This is a genomic window from Sinomonas sp. R1AF57, from assembly GCF_002224485.1.
In the GTDB taxonomy this organism is placed as follows: Bacteria; Actinomycetota; Actinomycetes; order Actinomycetales; family Micrococcaceae; genus Sinomonas; species Sinomonas flava.
The window spans coordinates 1178128-1197042 of the sequence record NZ_CP022463.1 but is presented as its reverse complement, the minus strand read 5'-3'; the positions used below and the strand labels follow the sequence as shown (position 1 = coordinate 1197042).

Sequence of the window (18915 nt, the reverse complement as noted above, 5' to 3'; positions counted from 1 at the left end):
CAGGACACCGCCATGACCTTCCCGTCCCTGCCGAACCAGAGCCACGCCAGCCCTTCCCGGCCGCGGCAGCCCACCCAGCAGGAGCTGTGGAACAGCCCGGGTGGCCGGGCGCCACGGGACCGGCGCTGGCTCTGGATCGGCCTCGGGGTGGGCGGCGGGGCGGTGGCAGTCGCCGTGGCCGCCGCCGTCGTGCTCGCTCTGGTCGTGTTCAGCCCCGGCGCGGGGGTCAAGCGCGCCTCGGAGCAGATGATCGAGGACCTCGCTGCGGGTCGGCTCGACGCCGCGCACGCCCAGTTCACCCCGGCCCTGAAGCAGAACCTCTCCGTCACGGATCTCAGGAGCAGGCTCACCGAGCTCGCCCTGGACGGTTCCTGCTCGGCCGACATCCAGCAGGCCGAGTCGCTTGCCCGGGCGGGGCAGCGGCCGCGCGGCACCGCCTCGGGTGTCCTCGTGTGCGGAAGCCGCGCGTTCGACCTCTCCTACGTGTGGGAGGGCGACCCGCTCCTCCTCGACGGGCTCAAGATCCAGCCGCGGTGACACCGCGGGAGCTGGCCGGCACGCGCGACGGCGGCCGGCCCACCTGGGTGGGCCGGCCGCCGTCGTGCGCCCCTCCGGGGCGGTGCGAGCGCGGACCGCTAGTGCGAGACCGCCTTCTCCGCGCCGATGCCGGTGAGGGAGCGGACCTCCATCTCGGCCTGCTTGGCCGGGTCCTCGCGCCGCTTGTCGAGCACGGTGCCGAGCCAGCCGAGCAGGAATGCGAGCGGGATCGAGACGATGCCCGGGTTGCTCAGCGGGAACCACGCGAAGTTGGCGCCGGCGATCATCGAGGTCTTCGTGCCGGAGACGACCGGCGAGAAGGCGATGAGCAGGATCGCCGAGCCGAGGCCGCCGTAGATGCTCCACAGGGCGCCCTGGGTGGTGAACTTCTTCCAGAAGAGCGAGTAGAGGATCGTGGGCAGGTTGGCCGACGCCGCGACCGCGAACGCGAGGGCCACGAGGAACGCCACGTTCTGGCCGTTGGCGAAGATGCCGCCGATGATCGCGAAGATGCCGATCACGATCACGGTACGGCGGGCCACCTTCACCTCGGAGGCGGGCGTGGTCTTGCCCTTGGCGAGGACGTTGGCGTAGATGTCGTGGGCGAACGACGCCGCCGCCGTGATGGTCAGGCCGGCGACGACGGCGAGGATCGTCGCGAACGCGACCGCCGAGATGAAGCCCAGCAGGAGCGGTCCGCCGAGCTGGAACGCGAGCAGCGGGGCCGCCGAGTTCACCCCGCCCGGGGCGGCCTTGATCGCGTCCGCGCCGATGAGGGCTGCGGCGCCGTAGCCGAGGACGAGGGTGAAGAGGTAGAACGCGCCGATGAGCCAGATCGCCCACACGACCGACTTGCGGGCCTCCTTGGAGGTGGGCACGGTGTAGAAGCGCATGAGCACGTGCGGGAGGGCGGCGGTGCCGAGCACGAGGGCGAGGCCGAGCGAGATGAAGTCGAGCTTGGACGTGTCGGACTTGCCGTACTGCAGCCCCGGGTTGAGGATCTTCTCGCCGCCTGCGCCGGCCGCCTCGACCGCGCTGCCGAGGAGGGTGGAGAGGTTGAAGCCGTTGATCGCGAGGACCCAGATGGTCATGGCGAAGGCGCCGATGATGAGCAGGACGGCCTTGATGATCTGCACCCAGGTGGTGCCCTTCATGCCGCCGAGCAGCACGTACATGATCATGAGGGCGCCGACCACTGTGATCACGACCGACTGGCCGGCCCAGTCCGAGATGCCCAGGAGGAGGGCGATGAGCCCGCCCGCGCCGGCCATCTGGGCCAGGAGGTAGAAGAAGCACACGGCGAGCGTGGAGATGGCCGCGGCGATGCGGACCGGCTTCTCGCGGAGGCGGAACGAGAGGACGTCCGCCATGGTGAACTTGCCGGTGTTCCGCAGGAGCTCGGCGACGAGCAGGAGCGCGACGAGCCACGCCACGAGGAACCCGATCGAGTACAGGAAGCCGTCGTAGCCGTTGACGGCGATCGCGCCTGTGATGCCCAGGAACGAGGCGGCCGAGAGGTAGTCGCCGGCGATGGCGGTGCCGTTCTGGCCTCCGGTGAAGGAGCGGCCGCCGGCGTAGTAGTCGGCGGCGGTCTTGTTGTTCTTGCTGGCGCGCAGCACGATCACGATCGTCACCGCGACGAAGAGCGCGAAGATCGCCATGTTGAGCCAGGAGCTCTCCTGCAGGTTGGCTGCGAGGTTCATCGCGCGGTCTCCTCTCCGGCCGAGGCGGTACGGGCCGTGGCGTCGAAGTCGTGGTGCTCGATCTCGCTGCGGATCGCCTCCGCGGCCGGGTCGAGCTTCTTGTTGGCGTGGTGGACGTACCACGCGGTGATGCCGAAGGTGCTCACGAACTGGAGCAGGCCCAGCACGAGTCCGAGGGTGATGTTCCCGCCGACCTTGATGGACATGAAGTCGTGCGCGTAGTCGGCCAGCAGCACGTACAGGAAGTACCAGAGCAGGAACGCTCCGGCGAGGGGGAAGACGAAGCTGCGGTGGCTCCTGCGCAGTTCGCGGAACTCTCCGCTGGACTGGACCAGCTGGAAGTCGGGATGCGCGGCCTGTGCCGTCGCGTCCCGCGAGGCGTCATTGCCCAATGGATCCTCCTCGGGAGGCCGGGATCACGGCCCCGGCATGTGGGTGATGCACATCACTCTCGCGTGCGCCCGGAGTGCCGTTCCAGAGGTTTCGCGCCTCCATCGCCCAGCGGAGGCGGGCGTGCGCCGAACGGCGCACCCTCGACGGCGAGCGGCGGATAGCCTTGGCTCCATGTCCCAGGATGCGCTCTCGCTCGCGGTCATCGCGCTCGTGCTGGTGGCGGGCGCCGTCGTGGCCCTCGTCGCCTGGCGCGTGGGGCGCTCGCGGAGGGACTTCGGCAGCGACGCGGAGCGCGCCAGCTACACGATCCTCCACTCGGCCGCCCAGGCCGGCCGGTACCTGCGGGGCGGCCTCGACCCGGACGGCGCCGCGAAGGCCGCGGGACACCTGCGCTCGATGCTGGGCGCTCCCGCACTGGCGCTCACCGACGAGTCGCGGCTCATCGCCTGGGACGGCGCCGGGAGCGCCCACCAGGGCACCGTCATGGCCCTCGCGCAGCAGACCCTTGCCGCCGGCCGCACGCGCGTCGTGGACGACGCCGAGCTGGACTGCGCCGCCGCAGGCTGCACCGAGCGCGACTGCCCGGTGCGCGGCGCGGTGGTCGCCCCGGTGCGTGCCGCGAACCGCGTGATCGGCACCGTCGTGGCGTTCTCGGCGTCGCCGGGGGCAGGGGCCGGGCTGGTGCGGGCCACGGGCGAGGTCGCGGACTGGGTCGCGACCCAGGCCGAGCTCGCCGAGCTGGACCGGTCCAGGACGCTTCTGATGGAGGCCGAGGTGCGGGCGCTGCGGGCCCAGATCAGTCCGCACTTCATCTACAACTCGCTCAACGCCATCGCCTCCTACATCCTCACCGACCCCGCGCGCGCGCGGGAGCTCGTCGTCGAGTTCGCCGACTTCACCCGCTACTCGTTCCGCCGCCACGGGGAATTCACCACCCTCGCCGAGGAGCTGAAGAGCATCGACCGGTACCTCCTTCTCGAGCGGGCCCGGTTCGGCGAGCGGCTCCAGGTGAGCCTGCGCATCGCGCCCGAGGTGCTCGGCACCGTCGTGCCGTTCCTGAGCCTCCAGCCCCTCGTCGAGAACGCCGTCCGCCACGGGCTCGAGGCCCGCGAGGGCGTCGGGCACATCTCGATCACGGCCGAGGACTCGCCGAACGAGGCCATCGTGCGGATCGAGGACGACGGCGCCGGCATGGACCCCGAGCGGCTCCGCGAGGTCCTCGCGGGGCACGCCGGCGGGGTGCACGTGGGGCTGCGGAACGTGGATGCCCGCCTGCGCCAGGTGTACGGCGACGACCACGGCCTCGTCGTCGAGACGGCGCCCGGGGAGGGCACGCTCATCACGCTGCGCATCCCCAAGTCTCAGCCCCAGCACGACGTGCGGCCGCCACTAGACTGAGGCGCATGATCACCGCCCTCGTCGTCGACGACGAGCTGCCCGCCGTCCAGGAGCTCTCCTACCTCCTCGGCCGCGACGAGCGCGTCTCGACGGTCCACACGGCGACCTCGGGGACGGAGGCGCTCAAGGTCCTCGAGCGCGAGGACGTGGACGCGATCTTCCTCGACATCCACATGCCCGGCCTCACAGGCCTCGAGCTCGCCCGCGTCATCGCCCGCTTCGCCTCTCCCCCGGCGGTCGTCTTCGTCACTGCCGACGATGACCATGCCCTCGAGGCCTTCGACCTCGCGGCCGTCGACTACCTCCTCAAGCCGGTCCGGCCCGAGCGGCTCGAGCGCTGCGTGGGGCGGATCGTGGACCAGCACGACGGCGCGCGCTCCCACCCCGACGCCGCGCCGGAGGTCATCACCGTGGAGCAGGGAGGGGTGACCCGGATGATCAGGCGGGACGACGTCGCGTTCGTCCAGGCACAGGGCGACTACGCGCGCCTCCACACGCCGGAGGGCTCGTACCTCGTGCGCGTCCCGCTGACCGACCTCGAGCGGCAGTGGGGCCCGGCCGGGTTCGTGCGCATCCACCGCTCCTACCTCGTCGCCATGGACGCGGTCCAGCAGCTGAGGCTCGGGGGCCCGCAGCCGTTCGTGGTCGCCGGCGGCGCAGAGCTGCCCGTGAGCCGCCGGCTCCTGCCGGGGCTCCGCGAGCGGCTCGCGGCGACCAGGATCAGGCCGCTGACGTGAGCACCGCACCGGGCGGCGAGGACCCGGAGGCGATGCGCGCCGTCGACCGCTCCAAGCGGGTCCGGGTCACGGCGCCGGTCTCGAGCGCCGCGCCGGCCCCGCGCTCCCCCTCGCTCTCCCGCGAGGTCGCCGAGCAGTCGGACGTGGGCGGCGTCGTCCTGCGGTCCCTGATGCGCTCGCAGCTGCGGCTCGCGCTCGTGGTCGCGGGCGCGTTCCTCGCGGCGATCGGTTCGGTGTGGGCGGTCTCCGAGCTCGCCGCGCAGCTGCCGTGGCTCCCCGGGCTGCCGCTCGTGTGGCTGCTCATCGGCGGCCTGCCGTACCCGGCCGCGGTTGTCTGCGGCATCGCCTACTACCGCGCCGCCACGCGGAACGAGCAGCGCTACGCCGAGCTGCTCGAGGACCGGCCGTGACCCCCGCGATCGGCCTCTCCGCGATCGGGCTCGTCGCCGCGGCGACGGTGCTCGTGGGCTTCTACGGGCTCAGGATCTCCCGCACCACGGGGGACTTCTATGTCGCCTCCCGGACCGTCCGGCCGTGGTGGAACGCCTCGGCCATCGGGGGCGAGTACCTCTCGGCGGCGAGCTTCCTCGGCGTCGCCGGCCTCATCATGGTCACCGGCGCGACCGGGCTCTGGTACCCGGTCGGGTACACCGCCGGGTTCCTCATGCTGCTCCTCTTCGTCGCGGCCCCCCTGCGCCGGTCCGGCGCCTACACCGTGCCGGACTTCGCCGCCGCGCGCCTCGGGTCGCTCGCGGCGCGGCGCACCACCAGCGTCCTGGTCGTGCTCATCGGCTGGCTGTACATCGTGCCCCAGCTCCAGGGCGCCGCGCTCGCGGTGCGCATCACCACGGGCCTGCCAGGCTGGACCGGCTCCGCGGCGGTGGTCGCGGTCGTCGTGCTTGCCGTCATGCTGGGCGGGATGCGCTCCATCACCTTCGTCCAGGCGTTCCAGTTCTGGCTCAAGCTCGCGGCCATCGCCGTCCCGGCGGTGTTCCTCGCGCTGCACTTCGCGGGCCAGGGCGTGGAGCCGTCGTCGGCCCCCTCCTCGCTCGAGGCCATCCCGTACCAGCTCGGCACGCCCGACGGCGGCTACCGCACCGTCTCGCTCATGGTCGCCCTGCTCTTCGGGACCCTCGGGCTCCCCCACGTCCTCGTGCGCTTCTACACCAATCCCGACGGGCGCACCGCGCGCAGGACCACCGTGATCGTGCTCGGGCTGCTGTCGGTGTTCTACGTGTTCCCGACCATGTTCGGGGTCCTGGGCCGCCTCGCGGCGCCGGAGCTGGCCGGCGAGGGGGACGCCCTCGCCATCCTGCTGCCGCAGCGCCTCGTGCCGGGGCCGCTCGGGACGGCCCTCTCGGCGCTCGTGCTGGCCGGGGCCATGGCGGCGTTCCTGTCGACCACGTCGGGCCTGCTCGTGTCCGTCGCCGGCGTCATCAGCCAGGAGTTCTTCGGGGGCAACGTGCGGGGGTTCCGCGCGGCTGCGGCGCTGTCCGCGCTCGTCCCGCTCGTCGCGGCGCTCAGCGCGGGCCCGCAGGCCCTCGCCGGCAGCGTGGGGCTCGTCTTCGCCTTCACCGCCTCGACGATCTGCCCCCTGCTCGTCCTCGGGATCTGGTGGCGCCGGCTCACGACCGTCGGCGCGGTCGCCGGGATGGTGACGGGCGCCCTCGCGTGCGGGGGCGCCCTCGTCGCCTCCGGGGTGCTCGGCGCCGCGGCGGCCGCCAGCGGTCCCGTCGATCCCGCCGTGAAGGTCGCCGCCGCGATGTGTGCCCAGCCCGCGGCGTGGACCGTTCCCCTCGCGTTCGCCGTCATGGCGATCGTGTCGCGGGCCAGCCGGCGGCGCGTCCCCCGCGGGGCGGACCGCTTCCTCGTGCGGATCCACTCGCCCGAACCGACCGACTGACCGCGCAGCCCGGCTGGGCTGCGCCCACGCCGGGCTGCTTCGCGCCCGCACTGCACGGGCGTCAGCCGGTCCCGGCGTCAGTCGATGGCGGCCATGAGCTCGACCACGCGGTCGAGGAACGCGTCGACCTGGGTCTCTTCGTAGCCTTCCTGCCCCGTCACCGTGCGGAAGACGGCGGTGCGCACCTCGTCGGCGCTCATCGGGGAGCCGTTCTCGAGGTAGTCGAGGAGCCGCACGCACAGGGCGTCGACGTCCTGGACCTGGTACGACGGCGCCTTCTGGCTGCTCGGACGGCGGAAGCGCTCGCCGTCGTGCCTCGCCAGCCGGCCCCGCAGGACCCCCGCGAGCTGGCCGATCTCCCTGAGCCAGGCCTCCTCGCCCGAGCGCTCGATGAGCTCCTCGCGCTCTCGCCGCGCGAAGGCGTCCTCGAGGCGGTCGAGCGCCGCGTCGACCTCGCTCGCGTCGAAGCCGCCCCGGACGGCGTCGAAGGACACCATGCGTACTTGGTGGCTTGTCACGGCGGGTGCCGAGGAGTCCTCCAGGTAGGCGCGCGCGGCGGCCATGAACTTCTCCACCTGCTTCGGGCTGTACCCGAGGTCGCCGCGCCCCACCCGGTCGAAGCCTGCAGCAGCGCTGTCGTCGGTGTGCGCCACGGTGCCGCGTCCTCCCCTTCTGTTGACTAGCTCCATCATGCCTCCTGCTCGCCCACTAGGAACCCGGCACCAGCGCGAACACGAGGTACGCCGCCGGCGTCGCGAACAGGATCGAATCGAGCCTGTCCATCATGCCGCCATGGCCCGGGAGGATGCTGCTCATGTCCTTGATCCCCAGCTCCCGCTTGACCATGGACTCCGCGAGGTCGCCCGCCGTGGAGGCGGCGACCATGACGACTGCGAGGACGACGCCGAACCACCACGGCCTGCCCAGGAGCAGCATGACCCCGAGGACCCCCACCACGATCGCCCCGCCGGCCGAGCCGGCGAACCCCTCCCAGGACTTCTTCGGACTGATCTTCGGCGCCATCGGATGCTTCCCGATGCTGGCGCCCACGATGTAGCCGAAGGTGTCGTTGGCCACCACCAGCAGGAGCGTGAGCACGAGCTGGAGCGTGCCGGCGGGGACCACACCGCCCGGCCACAGGCCGAAGCCCGGCGGGACCGGCGCGTCATGCAGCGGCAGGACCGCGTACCCCACGAGGAACGGGACCCACAGGATCACGAACACGCCGGCGAAGACGCTCTTGGCGGCTCCCTCCGGGTGTTCGAGGCTCTGCCACAGGAGCACCGCCGCGCAGCCGAGCACGAGGGTGAAGAGCTGCGCCTCCTGACCGCCGAAGTACGCCGCCACGGGAATGGCGAAGGTCGCGGCCATGACAGGGACGATCGGCACGTGCGTGCCGTGTGCCTCGAGGGCCCGGGATACCTCCCACGAGCCGAGCAGCACCGCCGTCAGGGCGATGAGCAGGAAGCCCAGGGGCCACAGGAACAGGCCCGCGAGGAGCGCGGCCAGGAGCACCAGACCGACGGCGACTGCGGCCGGCAGGTTGCGTCCGGCGCGCGAGACCCTTGCGGCGCGCAAAGCCTTCCGCGCCCGGGGGTCGCCAAGGTCCGGGCCGCCCTGTGCGGGAGGTCCGGACGCCGGCACCTCGGGATGCGGGGTGCTCATCAGACCTCGAGGAGTTCCGATTCCTTGCGCTTGACGAGCTCGTCGACCGCGTCGACGTGCTTCTTGGTCAGGACGTCGAGCTCCTTCTCACCGCGCACGCCGTCGTCCTCGCCGACCTCGCCGTCCTTGACGAGCTTGTCGAGCGACTCCTTGGCCTTGCGGCGGATGCTGCGGATGGAGACCTTCGCGTCCTCGCCCTTGCCCTTGACGATCTTGACGTACTCCTTGCGGCGCTCCTGGGTGAGCTCCGGAAGCACCACGCGGATCACGTTGCCGTCGTTGGACGGGTTGGCGCCGACCTCCGAGTCGCTCAGCGCCTTCTCGACCTCGCGCAGGGCGCTCTTGTCGTAGGGCGTGATGAGGATCGTGCGGGCATCGGAGACCTGGAAGGAGGCGAGCTGCTGGAGCGGCGTGGGAGTGCCGTAGTAGTCCACCATCACCTTCGCGTAGAGGGCGGGGTTGGCACGGCCGGTGCGGATCGACGCGAAGTCCTCCTTGGCCACCTCGACGGCCTTCTCCATCTTGTCGGTGGCTTCGAGCAGGGTCTCTTCGATCACGTCTGTCTCCTAGAAGGGAATCGTTGCAGCTCAGGGTGCGGCCGGTACGGTGCCCGGTCGCTGGGCTAGGAACATCCTAGCCGCGAGGAAGGGGTCCTGCTTAGACGGTCACGAGCGTGCCGAGGCTGTCGCCGCGGATGGCCTTCGTGACGTTGCCCTCGCCCTCCATGCCGAAGACGACCATGTCCAGCTTGTTGTCCTTGCACATGGTCATGGCGGTCTGGTCCATGACACGGATGTCGCGGCGCAGGGCGTCGTCGTAGGTGAGCCGGTCGAGCTTCTCGGCAGTGGGGTCCTTCTTCGGATCGGCGGTGTAGACGCCGTCGACCCCGCTCTTGGCCATGAGCACGACGTCGGCGTGCACCTCGAGCGCGCGCTGGGCCGCGACCGTGTCAGTGGAGAAGTACGGCAGGCCGGCCCCGGCGCCGAAGATCACGACCCGCCCCTTCTCCATGTGGCGGATGGCCCGGCGGGGGATGTAGGCCTCCGCGACCTGGCCCATCGTGATGGCGCTCTGGACGCGGGTCTCGACGCCCGCCTGCTCGAGGAAGTCCTGGAGGGCGAGGCAGTTCATCACCGTGCCGAGCATGCCCATGTAGTCCGCGCGCGAGCGGTCCATCCCGGACAGGGAGAGCTCGGCGCCGCGGAAGAAGTTGCCGCCCCCGACCACGATGGCGATCTCGACGTCGTCGACCGCCGCGGCGATCTGGTCTGCGATCCCCCGGACGGTGGCCGGGTCGACGCCGAGCTTGCCGCCGCCGAACACCTCCCCGGAGAGCTTGAGCAGCACGCGTCGGCGCCGCTGCGGGCGGGGATCGCTGTCCCGGGCATCCGGCTCGGGGAAGGCGGAGGGGGCGAGGTCGGCGTCGGTGGTCTGAACGGTATCCATGAGTGAGTCCCCTCGGGCGAACGTGGGCGAAAGGCCTTGGTCTAGAGTAGCGGCACGGGCTGGGCGTGACACGCGATGGTCGGCACAGCAAAGGGGCGGCCACCGAAGTGGCCGCCCCTCTACGGGAGTGCTAGGCGCCGACGCGGAAGCGGGCGACGGCGGTCGCCTCGACACCCGCCTCGGAGAGCACCTGGCCGACGGACTTCTTGGCGTCCTTGGCGAACGCCTGGTCGAGGAGGACCTCGCCCTTGTAGAAGCCGGTCACGCGGCCTTCGACGATCTTCGTCATGGCGGCCTCCGGCTTGCCCTCGGCCTTGGCGGTCTCCTCGGCGATGCGGCGCTCCGACTCGACGAGGTCGGCCGGGACGTCCTCACGGCGGAGGTAGTTCGGGGCCATCGCAGCCACGTGCACCGCGACGTCGTGCGCGGCCGTCTGGGCGGCCTCGCCCTCGCCGTCGACCGCGAACAGGACGCCGACCTGGGCCGGGAGGTCCTTGGACGTCTTGTGGAGGTAGGCGTCGACCGTCTTGCCCTCGATGCGGGCGATGCGGCGGACGGCGACCTTCTCACCGAGGACCGCGCCCTCCTCGACGACGAACTCGCTCAGCGGCTTGCCCTCGACGTCGGCGGCCAGGAGCGCATCGAGGTCGGCGGCACCGGAGGCGACGGCCGTGGCCAGGACCTTGTCGGCGAGCTCGATGAACTTGGCGGACTTGGCCACGAAGTCGGTCTCGCAGTTGACCTCGACCATGACGCCGACGCCGTTCTCGACCTTGGCGGCAACGAGGCCCTCGGCGGTGGAGCGGCCCTCGCGCTTGGTGGCGCCCTTGAGGCCCTTGATGCGGATGATCTCGATGGCCTTCTCGGAATCGCCGTTGGCCTCGTCGAGAGCCTTCTTGACGTCCATCATGCCGGCACCGGTGCGCTCGCGCAGGGCCTTGATGTCAGCAGCAGTGTAGTTCGCCATGTGAACCCCTTACGTCAGTTGTTCTGCAGTTCTCTTCCGGCCGCGAGGATGGCACCCCCTGACGCAGGGGGCGCCATCCTCGCGGCGGCCTCCGTGTCCCGGGAGTCACGGAGAATTCGTGGATCGAGTTACTCGGCGGACTCGCCGGCAGCCTCGGCAGGAGCCTCAGCAGCGGCCTCGGCGGGAGCAGCAGCCTCGGCGGGGGCCTCGGCTGCAGCGGCCTCGGCCTTCTGCCCCTCGAGGAGCTCGCGCTCCCACTCGGCGAGCGGCTCGGCCTGGGCGCCCTCGTTGCCGGCGGCGCGGTTCGTGCGGGCGATGAGGCCCTCAGCGACGGCGTCGGCGACGACACGGGTGAGCAGGTTCACGGAGCGGATGGCGTCGTCGTTGCCCGGGATCGGGAAGTCGACCTCGTCGGGATCGCAGTTCGTGTCGAGGATCGCCACGACCGGGATGCCCAGCTTCTTGGCCTCGTCGACCGCGAGGTGCTCCTTCTTGGTGTCCACGATCCACAGCACCGACGGGGTGCGGGTGAGGTTGCGGATGCCGCCAAGGGTCTTCTCGAGCTTGTCCTTCTCGCGCTCGAGGATGAGGAGTTCCTTCTTGGTGCGGCCCGAACCGGCCACGTCCTCGAAGTCGATCTCCTCGAGCTCCTTGAGGCGCTGGATGCGCTTGGCGACCGTGGAGAAGTTGGTGAGCATGCCGCCCAGCCAGCGCTGGTTGACGAACGGCTGGCCGACTCGCGTGGCCTGCTCGGCGATGGCCTCCTGGGCCTGCTTCTTGGTGCCGACGAAGAGCACAGTGCCGCCGTGGGCAACCGTGGCCTTGACGAACTCGTAGGCGCGGTCGATGTAGGACAGCGACTGCTGGAGGTCGATGATGTAGATGCCGTTGCGCTCGGTGAAGATGAAGCGCTTCATCTTCGGGTTCCAACGGCGGGTCTGGTGACCGAAGTGGACGCCGCTGTCGAGCAGCTGGCGCATGGTAACGACGGGCATGCCGACGCTCCTTCCGGCAGGTCTTCTTGTACGAGGGCGCCTCGCGGCGGCCCTTGCCCCTGCCATAGTTGACGGTTGTTGACGACGTTCGGCCTGGTTGGCCGCGCGCCCCTGGCACCCCCTGCCCGCCCGAGCCGCCGAGACGGACCGTCAGACGTGCAGTGCGCACCCCCATGCTCTGGCCGAAGAGCACGTGACACATGGGGAAGCGCGCTGGATGCGCGGAGTCGGCCCTCGCGCCACCGCCGGGATACTCACCCCGTGGGGATCGTGGCACAGCAAAGGAGGCGCGAAAAGCCGCGGTCCCCAGTGTACTACAGGGGTTGTGCCCTCCGGCCCGCCGCTCCCCGGCCCGCTCCGCCATCCTCCCCGGCCCGCCCCCCCTTGTGGAACGATGCGCCGAGGAGGTCATTCGCCCTCCACAGGACGCGGCACCGGCGCGTCGTCCACATGGCCTACGCGGCGCCGGCGGGAAGGCCTGCGGCAGGAAAGGCTGGGGCCATGAAGCCGATCCGCCGCATCACGCCGCTGCTGCTGCTCGCCGCAGCACTCCTCGGCGCCGCCCCCGCGGCGCCGCGCCCGGTCGAGGCGCCGGTTCCCCACGCGGCCTGGTCGTGGCCGCTCGAGCCGCGACCCGCCGTCGCGCATCCCTTCGACCCTCCGGAGCGCCCCTGGCTGAGCGGCCACCGCGGCGTGGACCTGGCGGCTTCCGCTGGCACCACCGTAGGTGCTCCGGCCCCGGGGACCGTCGTGTTCGTCGGCTGGGTGGTGGACCGGCCGGTGGTGACCATCGACCACGGCGACGGCCTCAGGAGCAGCTTCGAGCCGGTAGACAGCCCATTGGCGGTCGGGGTTGAGGTTGAGAAGGAGGCGCCTCTCGGGACTCTGGGGTCGGCAGATGCTGGCCACTGCGCCCCCGCTGCCTGCCTCCACTGGGGCGTCAGGCGCGGAGACGAGTACGTCGACCCGCTTCAGTTCATCGAGGACCGCAGGCCTTCGGTCCTCCTGCCGTGGGCCGGTCCACCGTGAGCGCGTTAGTGCCGCCCGAGGCGCGACCTGATCGCCGGATGGCCCCTGCTGGCGGAAGGCGCCGCGAGGCCTCACACGATGGCGGAGTGACCGGTGATGGCCCGTCCCGCGACCAGCGTGTTCACCTCGTGCGTGCCCTCGTAGGAGTAGATCGCCTCGGCGTCGGCGAAGACCTTGGCCATCTCGTAGTCGGTGACGATGCCGTTCCCGCCGAGGAGCCCGCGCCCAAGGGCCACCGACTCACGCATGCGTGAGGTCGTGAACGCCTTTGCCAGAGCCGACTGCTCGTCCCGGGCCTGGCCGGCCTCCTCAAGCTGGGCGAGGCGAACCATCATGCCGAGTGAGGCCACGGTGTTGCCGAGGATCGTGACCAGCTGGTCCTGCACCAGCTGGAAGGAGGCGAGGGGGCGACCGAACTGCTCGCGGCCGAGCGTGTAGCGGCGGGCCACGTCGAAGGCCGCCATCTGGAGGCCGACAGCCTGCCAGGCCACAGCGAGCCGCGTGACCTTGAGGACCTTGTTGACGTCCCGGAAGCTGTTGGCATGTGCGAGCCGGAAGTCGGCGGGGACGCGGACGCCCTCGAGTGCGATATCGGCGTTCTGGACGGTCCGGAGGGAGATCTTGTTCTCGATCCGGGTGGCGCGGAATCCCGGCAGGGTCGTGTCGACCAGGAAGCCCTTGACCTCGTGGTCCGCCTCGTCGCGGGCGAACACCACGACCCAGTCGGCGAAGGTTGCGTTTCCGATCCACCGCTTGGCCCCGTTGAGAACCCAGACGTCGCCCTCGCGCCGTGCGGTGGTGCGGATGCCGCGGGCGACGTCCGAGCCACCGAGGGGCTCGGTGAGCCCGAACGCGCCGATCTTCTCGAGCGAGTAGGCGTCGGGCAGCCACTCCGCCTGCTGCTCGGCAGAGGCGAGGAGCTCGAGCGTGCCGGTGAAGAGGCCGTCGTGGACGCCCATGAACGTGGCGATGGAGGCATCTGCGCGCGTGAACTCCGCATGCGCGAGGCCTGCGAGGAGCTGGGAGTGGCCCTGGCGGCGGATCGGGCTCACGACGTCGAGCTCGGCGATCTTCGGGACGATGTGGTGGGGAAACTCGGCTCGGTTCCAGCAGTCGACGGCAATGGGACGGACCTCTCGCCCGAGCCACTCCCGCACCTCGTGCAGCCGGTCGCGCTCCTTCTGCGACAGGAGGGCCTCGAACGAGTAGAAGTCGCCGTCCGCATAGGGCAGGGAAGCAGGGCCGGTGTGCGCCACGAGATCCTCCAGGGGGCTACCACGAATAGTTACTGACCAGTAACTTATCCCCGATCCCCCGCGCTGACAAGCCGTAAGACGCAGAAGGGGCTCGGAACGCTGTGGTTCCGAGCCCCTCGAGGTAGGGCGTGTGGGACTTGAACCCACGACCAAGGGATTATGAGTCCCCTGCTCTAACCGGCTGAGCTAACGCCCCCCGTCCCGGCGTCCGGGACTTCTCCATCCTAGTGCCCCGGCGGCCACCCCTCTGCGGAGTAGCGCGAGTGGAATCGGCACTCGGCTCAGCCGAGGTCCTTCGCGGTGTCGGCCCCGCGGTAGAGCGCCTCGAACGTGTCCATGGTGGCCTTGATGCCGTGCTTCTGCACCATCCGGTGGCTCTCCGCTCCCATCCGGCGGAGGTCCTCGGCAGGCTGGGCAAGCACGGCGGTGAGCTTCTCCGCCAGATCGTCGCTGTCGTTCGGGCGGAAGAGGTAGCCGTTCACGCCGTCCTCGACCAGGTGCGGGAGCGCCATGGCGTCCGCGAGGACCACCGGCGTCGACGCGCTCATCGCTTCCAGCGTCACGAGCGACTGGAGCTCGGCTGTCCCGGGCATGCAGAAGACGTCGGCCCTGAGGTAGGCGAGCCGCAGCTCGTCGTCGGGCGCGAGGCCCAGGAACCTGACGCGGGAGCGGACGCCGAGTCGGTCCACCAGCTGCTCAAGGGCCGGGCGCACCTCTCCCCCGCCGACGATCTCGAGGTGGACATCCAGTTCGGCGGGGGTCTTCGCGATGGCCTGGATCAGCACGTCGACGTGCTTCTCCTCGGCGAGCCGGCCCGCGAAGAGGACCGTGGGGTAGGGGTTCTTCTCGACCGTCTCGCCCGGTCTGGGCTCGTAGGCGGAGACGTCGATCCCGTTGGAGAGGGGCATCACCTCGCGCAGGAACGCATGGTCGTGCATGGCCTTCGCCGCCAGCGGAGTCGGTGTCGTGACGACATCCGCCTGCCCCATGACCTTGCCCATGTCCTTCCAGGAGATCCGCCCCACGATGTTCAGGAACCACTGGGGGAACGGAAGGAACGGGTTCAGATTCTCGGGCATGAAGTGGTTTGTCGCAATGACACGGATGCCGCGCTTGACCGCCTCGTAGAGGACGTGCTCGCCGATCATGTAGTGGCTCTGGATGTGGACGACATCGGGCTGCACGTGGTCGAACAGGAGGGAGATCTCCTTCTTGACCTCCCAGGGGAAGACGATCCGGAAGTACTCGTGCGTCGGCACCGAATGGGAGCGCAGCCGGTGGACCACGGCTTCAGGACGGGTCTCGGTGAAGCTCCTGCCCTTCTCCGAACGGCTCGCCACCACGTGCACGGTGTGGCCGCGCGCCGTCATGCCCTTCGCGAGCCGGTAGCCGAACTGGGCCGCCCCGTTGACGTGCGGCGGATACGTGTCTGCGCCGATGAGGATCGTCAGGGGCCTGGTGCCGTTGCTACGGGGGTTCTGGGTCGGTTCCGTCTCGGGGTCAGGCATCGTCACGATGGTCTCCTGGTCGGGCGGTCCGGCGGTTCCGGTCCGCGTGCCCGGCGGCACGCTGGACATCAGCCGCCGGTGTGGGATCGCGCCTCCGGCCCGCCGCCCCCGCGGAGCTCGCGCGCGGCGTCCTTCCTCCGCTTCGCGACCTCCGGGTGGTGCCGGGACAGGGCAATGACCCCCACGATAGCAACGACGGCGGCGGCGGCCATGGCCACGGCCAGCACGGCGGGGACATCGGGTCGCAGCTCACCCAGGATCGTGATGCCGATCGCGATGCCGACAATGGGGTCCACCACCGTCAGCCCCGCGATCACGAGATCGGGGGGCCCAGACGAGTACGCGCTCTGGACGAACCACGACCCGAGGCCGCCCGCGGCGGCGATGGCGAGGACGGAGTACCACTGGACGTTCAGCAGGAACTGCCCGTTGGGGTCCAGGAGGTCGCGGCCGATGATCCGGGTGAGCACCGCGACGAATCCGAAGAGGACTCCCGCGCCGATGATGTAGACGAACGCGCTCATGCGGTGCCGGAACATGGCCGCGAGGCTGCCGAAGATGCCGACGGCGAGGGCGAGGAGGAGTACGATCGCCAGTTCCTCGTCCGGTTCGACATTGTGGTTCTCGACCGTGGCGTTGACTGCGAGGAGCACGAAGAGCGCGGACCCGGTCACGCAGGACGAGATCGCGACGATGGTCGGCCGATTGAGCGTGATGCCCTGGTCCTTGGAGTTCACAACCGTCGTGATCACGAGGGCGATCGCCCCGATCGGCTGGACGACGGTGAGCGGCGCGGAGACGAGGGCGATCATGTTGCACACCATTCCCGTCGCCAGGAGCAGCAGGCCGAAGATCCATCGCGGGTTGCGGACCAGCCTGAGGGCACTGCGGGAGCTGAGTGCGAGGCCGCCCATGTCGGCCTTCACGGCACTGCCCTGGCGTTGGGCACCGAACGCGAGGAAGAACGCGCCCAGGACGGCGAGGAAGACGGCGAGCCACACCATCAGCGGCCCGCCTCGCCGTCGCGGTCCTCAAGGCGTCCCGTGCGGACGGGGCGCCCCTTCCGGACGATGGCGCGGAAGTAGTTCACGGCCGCGATCCAGTGCCCCACCAGCCCGAGGGCCAGGAGGATCCACGCGATCACGGCATACGCCGCTGCGCCGGGAATGGCGAGCTTGGACAGGACCAGCAGCGGTGTCCCCGCGAGCAGCAGGGCGGTCCGGACCTTGCCCACGCGCGAGACAGGGAGGTCGGGGTGGCTGCGGAAGTAGAACAGCGACGAGATGCCCAGCACGAGGTCCGGGACGAGCAGAGCGGCCAGGTACCACCACAGGACGACGCCGGCGAGCACCAGCGTGACCGCCACCGCGATCAGCGCGAGGCGGTCGGCAGCGGGGTCCAGCACTCGGCCCAGCTTGGACGTCTGGTCGAATCGTCGGGCGACATAGCCGTCGACCCAGTCGGTGCTGCCCATGACGGCGAGCACGACGACTGCCCAGCCGTACTCCTTCTGCGCCAGGACAAGCCACATGAACAGCGGAACGCCCAGGAAGCGGACCACCGTGAGCACGTTGGGGACGGTCACGACCCTGTCGTGGTCGATCTGCTCCTGGCCGGGCCTGGCGCCCGCCCCGAAGATCCTCATCATGCCGAGTGCGCCACAGGACCTGGGCCGGTCAGCTCTTCACCAGCTTGCGCAGGAACACGACGAAGGCGGTGGTCGAGACGGCGAACACGGTGAGCGGTGCCCAGCGTTCTCTGATCATCTCCGCGGCATCGGAGCCCTTGGACCCGGCCTGCAGCTTCGCCGAGAGGCCGCTCGCCGTCGTGCGGGCAGAAGTGCCTGAGGCGAAGCGGGCCCTGACGTCCTCGGCGAGGTGGCCCGCCTGGCGCTTGACGTCGAACTCCTTGACGAGGTCTTCCCTGACATCCAGGAGGTGCGCGCGGCGCTTGTCGAGGCGGTCCCGCAGCTCGGTCTCCGTGGGCGGCGGGAGGTGCACCTTGCCGTGGGCCCGGTCCTGGGCTTCCTTCTCGGCCTTGGCGCGCGCCTTCTCGGCCTCCTTCGTGGCCTGGGCCCTCTTGTACTGGATCGTCGTCGGGTCGAGGAGCCGCGGGTCGAAGGTGCGCCCCTCCGTCACGATCCCGACGTCGTAGCGCAGCCCGCGGATCGCGTCCTCGGGCATCAGCGGCATGGCCTTCTTGACGTTGCCGAAGCCGATGAGCGCCGCGATCGCGAGAATGACGAGGAACGCAGCGCCCACGAGCAGGGCTGCAAGCCATCCGGGCATGATGGTGGCAAGCCCGAGGATCGCCGCGACGACGAGCGCGATGACCAGCAGGCCGAGGAAGACGAGGGCCACGACGAACAGCGCGGCGCCGATGCCGGCGTTGACGCCCTTCTTCTTCAGCTCGATCCGGGCGAGCGCGATCTCGTCGCTGAGCTGCCGCGGCGCAAGGCGGGCCGCAAGCCCGACGAGATCCGGCAGTGCGGCGAGCCGCGGCCGCCGGTCCACGGGCATACTGTGGCGTCCACTCATCGTCGGGCCCCTTCCTGTCGGTCCGGAACGCGTGAGGCGCAATCCTCGACCAAACTATCATCTGGGCCCCCAGAGGCGGGGGCGAAGGGCCCATTCGCCACAGTCGGGCGTTTCACCCCGCGCGGCGCCGGATGCGGCGGTGCGGGGACTTGTCAGCCGAGGGCACCGAACGTCGCCTCGACCTGGAGGAACTGCTCGGCGGCCTCGACCGCGCCCGTGAAGGCGTCGGCGTCGGTCGTCGAGCCACGCGGCCCGCGGGGCATCCACTCGTGGCGGGCGGTCTCGACGGTCTGGAAGCCCTCACGGGGCGGCGCGTAGTAGATCGCGAACCGCTGCACGGGCCAGGCGGCCGGAGACGCCGGCGCCACGAGCACTGCGGAACGGAGGCCGTAGTTGATCCACTGGGCGATGGGCCGGCGGTGGTCCCGCACGAGCATTCCGTCGGCGAAGGAGTTGGCCGCCGCCTCGCCGTAGACCGCCTCGTACCTGGACCGCCAGATGGTCAGCAGCGGTCCGTCGTAGCGGGTCCATCCGGGCGGAAGGGGTCGCGACGGCGCGGACATAGCTTCATCATAAATGCCGAAGGCCCCGCCGTGGCGGGGCCTTCAGCCTTCCGGGGCGACCGGGAGGCAAGCTCCCCCGACTGGACTCGAACCAGTAACCCTTCGATTAACAGTCGAATGCTCTGCCAATTGAGCTACGGGGGAATGGCTGCAATTGCTCCCCCGACTGGACTCGAACCAGTAACCCTTCGATTAACAGTCGAATGCTCTGCCAATTGAGCTACGGGGGATTGCAGCGGGATCTACCCTAGCAGGGCTGTGCCGCTGAGGCGAAATCG

Annotated in this window: 20 protein-coding genes and 3 tRNA genes; 6 read left to right on the top strand and 17 right to left on the bottom strand. The window is 70.4% G+C overall.

What is annotated here, in order from left to right:
* Positions 1-12: 12 nt before the first annotated feature.
* The gene (locus CGQ25_RS05450; RefSeq protein ID WP_208712158.1) at positions 13-537 is read left to right on the top strand and encodes a hypothetical protein; all 525 of its coding nucleotides are present in this window, start codon (positions 13-15) and stop codon (positions 535-537) included.
* Positions 538-635: 98 nt separating this feature from the next.
* On the opposite strand, the gene CGQ25_RS05445 is transcribed toward CGQ25_RS05450, so the two are convergent.
* Positions 636-2240, bottom strand: a complete 1605-nt coding sequence (locus CGQ25_RS05445; RefSeq protein WP_208712157.1) for a cation acetate symporter — start codon at positions 2238-2240, stop codon at positions 636-638.
* Positions 2237-2632, bottom strand: coding sequence for a DUF485 domain-containing protein (locus tag CGQ25_RS05440; protein WP_208712156.1), 396 nt, complete (start codon positions 2630-2632; stop codon positions 2237-2239). The genes CGQ25_RS05445 and CGQ25_RS05440 overlap by 4 nt, the downstream gene beginning before the upstream one ends.
* Positions 2633-2804: 172 nt before the next feature.
* Between CGQ25_RS05440 and CGQ25_RS05435 the strand changes: the two genes are divergently transcribed.
* From CGQ25_RS05435 to CGQ25_RS05420, 4 genes are read left to right on the top strand one after another with little or no spacing between them, the layout of a single operon-like run.
* Positions 2805-4031 (top strand): sensor histidine kinase, encoded by a 1227-nt coding sequence (locus CGQ25_RS05435; protein WP_208712155.1) that lies wholly within the window; start codon positions 2805-2807, stop codon positions 4029-4031.
* A 5-nt stretch (positions 4032-4036) separates the two neighbouring features.
* Positions 4037-4768, top strand: coding sequence for a LytTR family DNA-binding domain-containing protein (locus CGQ25_RS05430; protein ID WP_208712154.1), 732 nt, complete (start codon positions 4037-4039; stop codon positions 4766-4768).
* Positions 4765-5178 carry a hypothetical protein gene (locus tag CGQ25_RS05425; protein WP_255405595.1) on the top strand — a complete coding sequence of 138 codons (414 nt, stop codon included), beginning with the start codon at positions 4765-4767 and terminating at the stop codon, positions 5176-5178. The genes CGQ25_RS05430 and CGQ25_RS05425 overlap by 4 nt, the downstream gene beginning before the upstream one ends.
* On the top strand, positions 5175-6671 hold the full coding sequence (locus CGQ25_RS05420) for a cation acetate symporter (protein WP_208712153.1): 1497 nt from the start codon (positions 5175-5177) through the stop codon (positions 6669-6671). Before CGQ25_RS05425 ends, CGQ25_RS05420 begins: the two co-directional genes overlap by 4 nt.
* 77 nt (positions 6672-6748) lie before the next feature.
* Here CGQ25_RS05420 and CGQ25_RS05415 read toward each other — a convergent pair whose 3' ends face one another.
* The 6 genes from CGQ25_RS05415 to rpsB form a co-directional block, all read right to left on the bottom strand.
* Complete coding sequence (locus tag CGQ25_RS05415; protein WP_255405594.1) at positions 6749-7324, bottom strand: DivIVA domain-containing protein; 576 nt, start codon at positions 7322-7324, stop codon at positions 6749-6751.
* Between the two features lie 55 nt (positions 7325-7379).
* Positions 7380-8336 carry a phosphatidate cytidylyltransferase gene (locus CGQ25_RS05410; protein WP_208712151.1) on the bottom strand — a complete coding sequence of 319 codons (957 nt, stop codon included), beginning with the start codon at positions 8334-8336 and terminating at the stop codon, positions 7380-7382.
* Positions 8336-8893 carry a ribosome recycling factor gene (gene frr, locus CGQ25_RS05405; RefSeq protein WP_208712150.1) on the bottom strand — a complete coding sequence of 186 codons (558 nt, stop codon included), beginning with the start codon at positions 8891-8893 and terminating at the stop codon, positions 8336-8338. Before frr ends, CGQ25_RS05410 begins: the two co-directional genes overlap by 1 nt.
* 100 nt (positions 8894-8993) lie before the next feature.
* Positions 8994-9782, bottom strand: coding sequence for a UMP kinase (pyrH, locus tag CGQ25_RS05400; RefSeq protein ID WP_208712149.1), 789 nt, complete (start codon positions 9780-9782; stop codon positions 8994-8996).
* A gap of 130 nt (positions 9783-9912) precedes the next feature.
* Entirely contained in the window at positions 9913-10749 is an 837-nt protein-coding gene (tsf, locus tag CGQ25_RS05395) for a translation elongation factor Ts (protein ID WP_208712148.1), read from the bottom strand.
* A gap of 128 nt (positions 10750-10877) precedes the next feature.
* Positions 10878-11744: a 30S ribosomal protein S2 gene (gene rpsB, locus CGQ25_RS05390; RefSeq protein ID WP_208712147.1), complete on the bottom strand. Its 867-nt coding sequence runs from the start codon at positions 11742-11744 to the stop codon at positions 10878-10880.
* A 501-nt stretch (positions 11745-12245) separates the two neighbouring features.
* Here rpsB and CGQ25_RS05385 point away from each other — a divergent pair.
* Positions 12246-12773, top strand: coding sequence for a M23 family metallopeptidase (locus tag CGQ25_RS05385; protein ID WP_222703706.1), 528 nt, complete (start codon positions 12246-12248; stop codon positions 12771-12773).
* A gap of 71 nt (positions 12774-12844) precedes the next feature.
* On the opposite strand, the gene CGQ25_RS05380 is transcribed toward CGQ25_RS05385, so the two are convergent.
* From CGQ25_RS05380 to CGQ25_RS05340, 9 genes are all read right to left on the bottom strand, one after another.
* Entirely contained in the window at positions 12845-14029 is a 1185-nt protein-coding gene (locus CGQ25_RS05380; RefSeq protein ID WP_208712145.1) for an acyl-CoA dehydrogenase family protein, read from the bottom strand.
* Positions 14030-14151: 122 nt separating this feature from the next.
* Positions 14152-14225: transfer RNA gene (locus CGQ25_RS05375), tRNA-Ile, on the bottom strand.
* An 85-nt stretch (positions 14226-14310) separates the two neighbouring features.
* Positions 14311-15537 carry a glycosyltransferase gene (locus CGQ25_RS05370; protein ID WP_208712912.1) on the bottom strand — a complete coding sequence of 409 codons (1227 nt, stop codon included), beginning with the start codon at positions 15535-15537 and terminating at the stop codon, positions 14311-14313.
* Positions 15538-15605: 68 nt separating this feature from the next.
* Entirely contained in the window at positions 15606-16541 is a 936-nt protein-coding gene (locus CGQ25_RS05365) for a DMT family transporter (protein ID WP_208712144.1), read from the bottom strand.
* A complete protein-coding gene (locus CGQ25_RS05360; RefSeq protein WP_208712910.1) occupies positions 16541-17182 on the bottom strand; it encodes a CDP-alcohol phosphatidyltransferase family protein in 642 nt (213 codons plus the stop codon). Before CGQ25_RS05360 ends, CGQ25_RS05365 begins: the two co-directional genes overlap by 1 nt.
* Positions 17183-17213: 31 nt before the next feature.
* The gene (locus CGQ25_RS05355; protein ID WP_255405738.1) at positions 17214-18056 is read right to left on the bottom strand and encodes a phage holin family protein; all 843 of its coding nucleotides are present in this window, start codon (positions 18054-18056) and stop codon (positions 17214-17216) included.
* Between the two features lie 170 nt (positions 18057-18226).
* Entirely contained in the window at positions 18227-18637 is a 411-nt protein-coding gene (locus CGQ25_RS05350; protein ID WP_208712142.1) for a hypothetical protein, read from the bottom strand.
* 71 nt (positions 18638-18708) lie between these two features.
* Positions 18709-18781: transfer RNA gene (locus CGQ25_RS05345), tRNA-Asn, on the bottom strand.
* A 13-nt stretch (positions 18782-18794) separates the two neighbouring features.
* Positions 18795-18867, bottom strand: a tRNA-Asn gene (locus tag CGQ25_RS05340).
* Positions 18868-18915 lie beyond the last annotated feature (48 nt).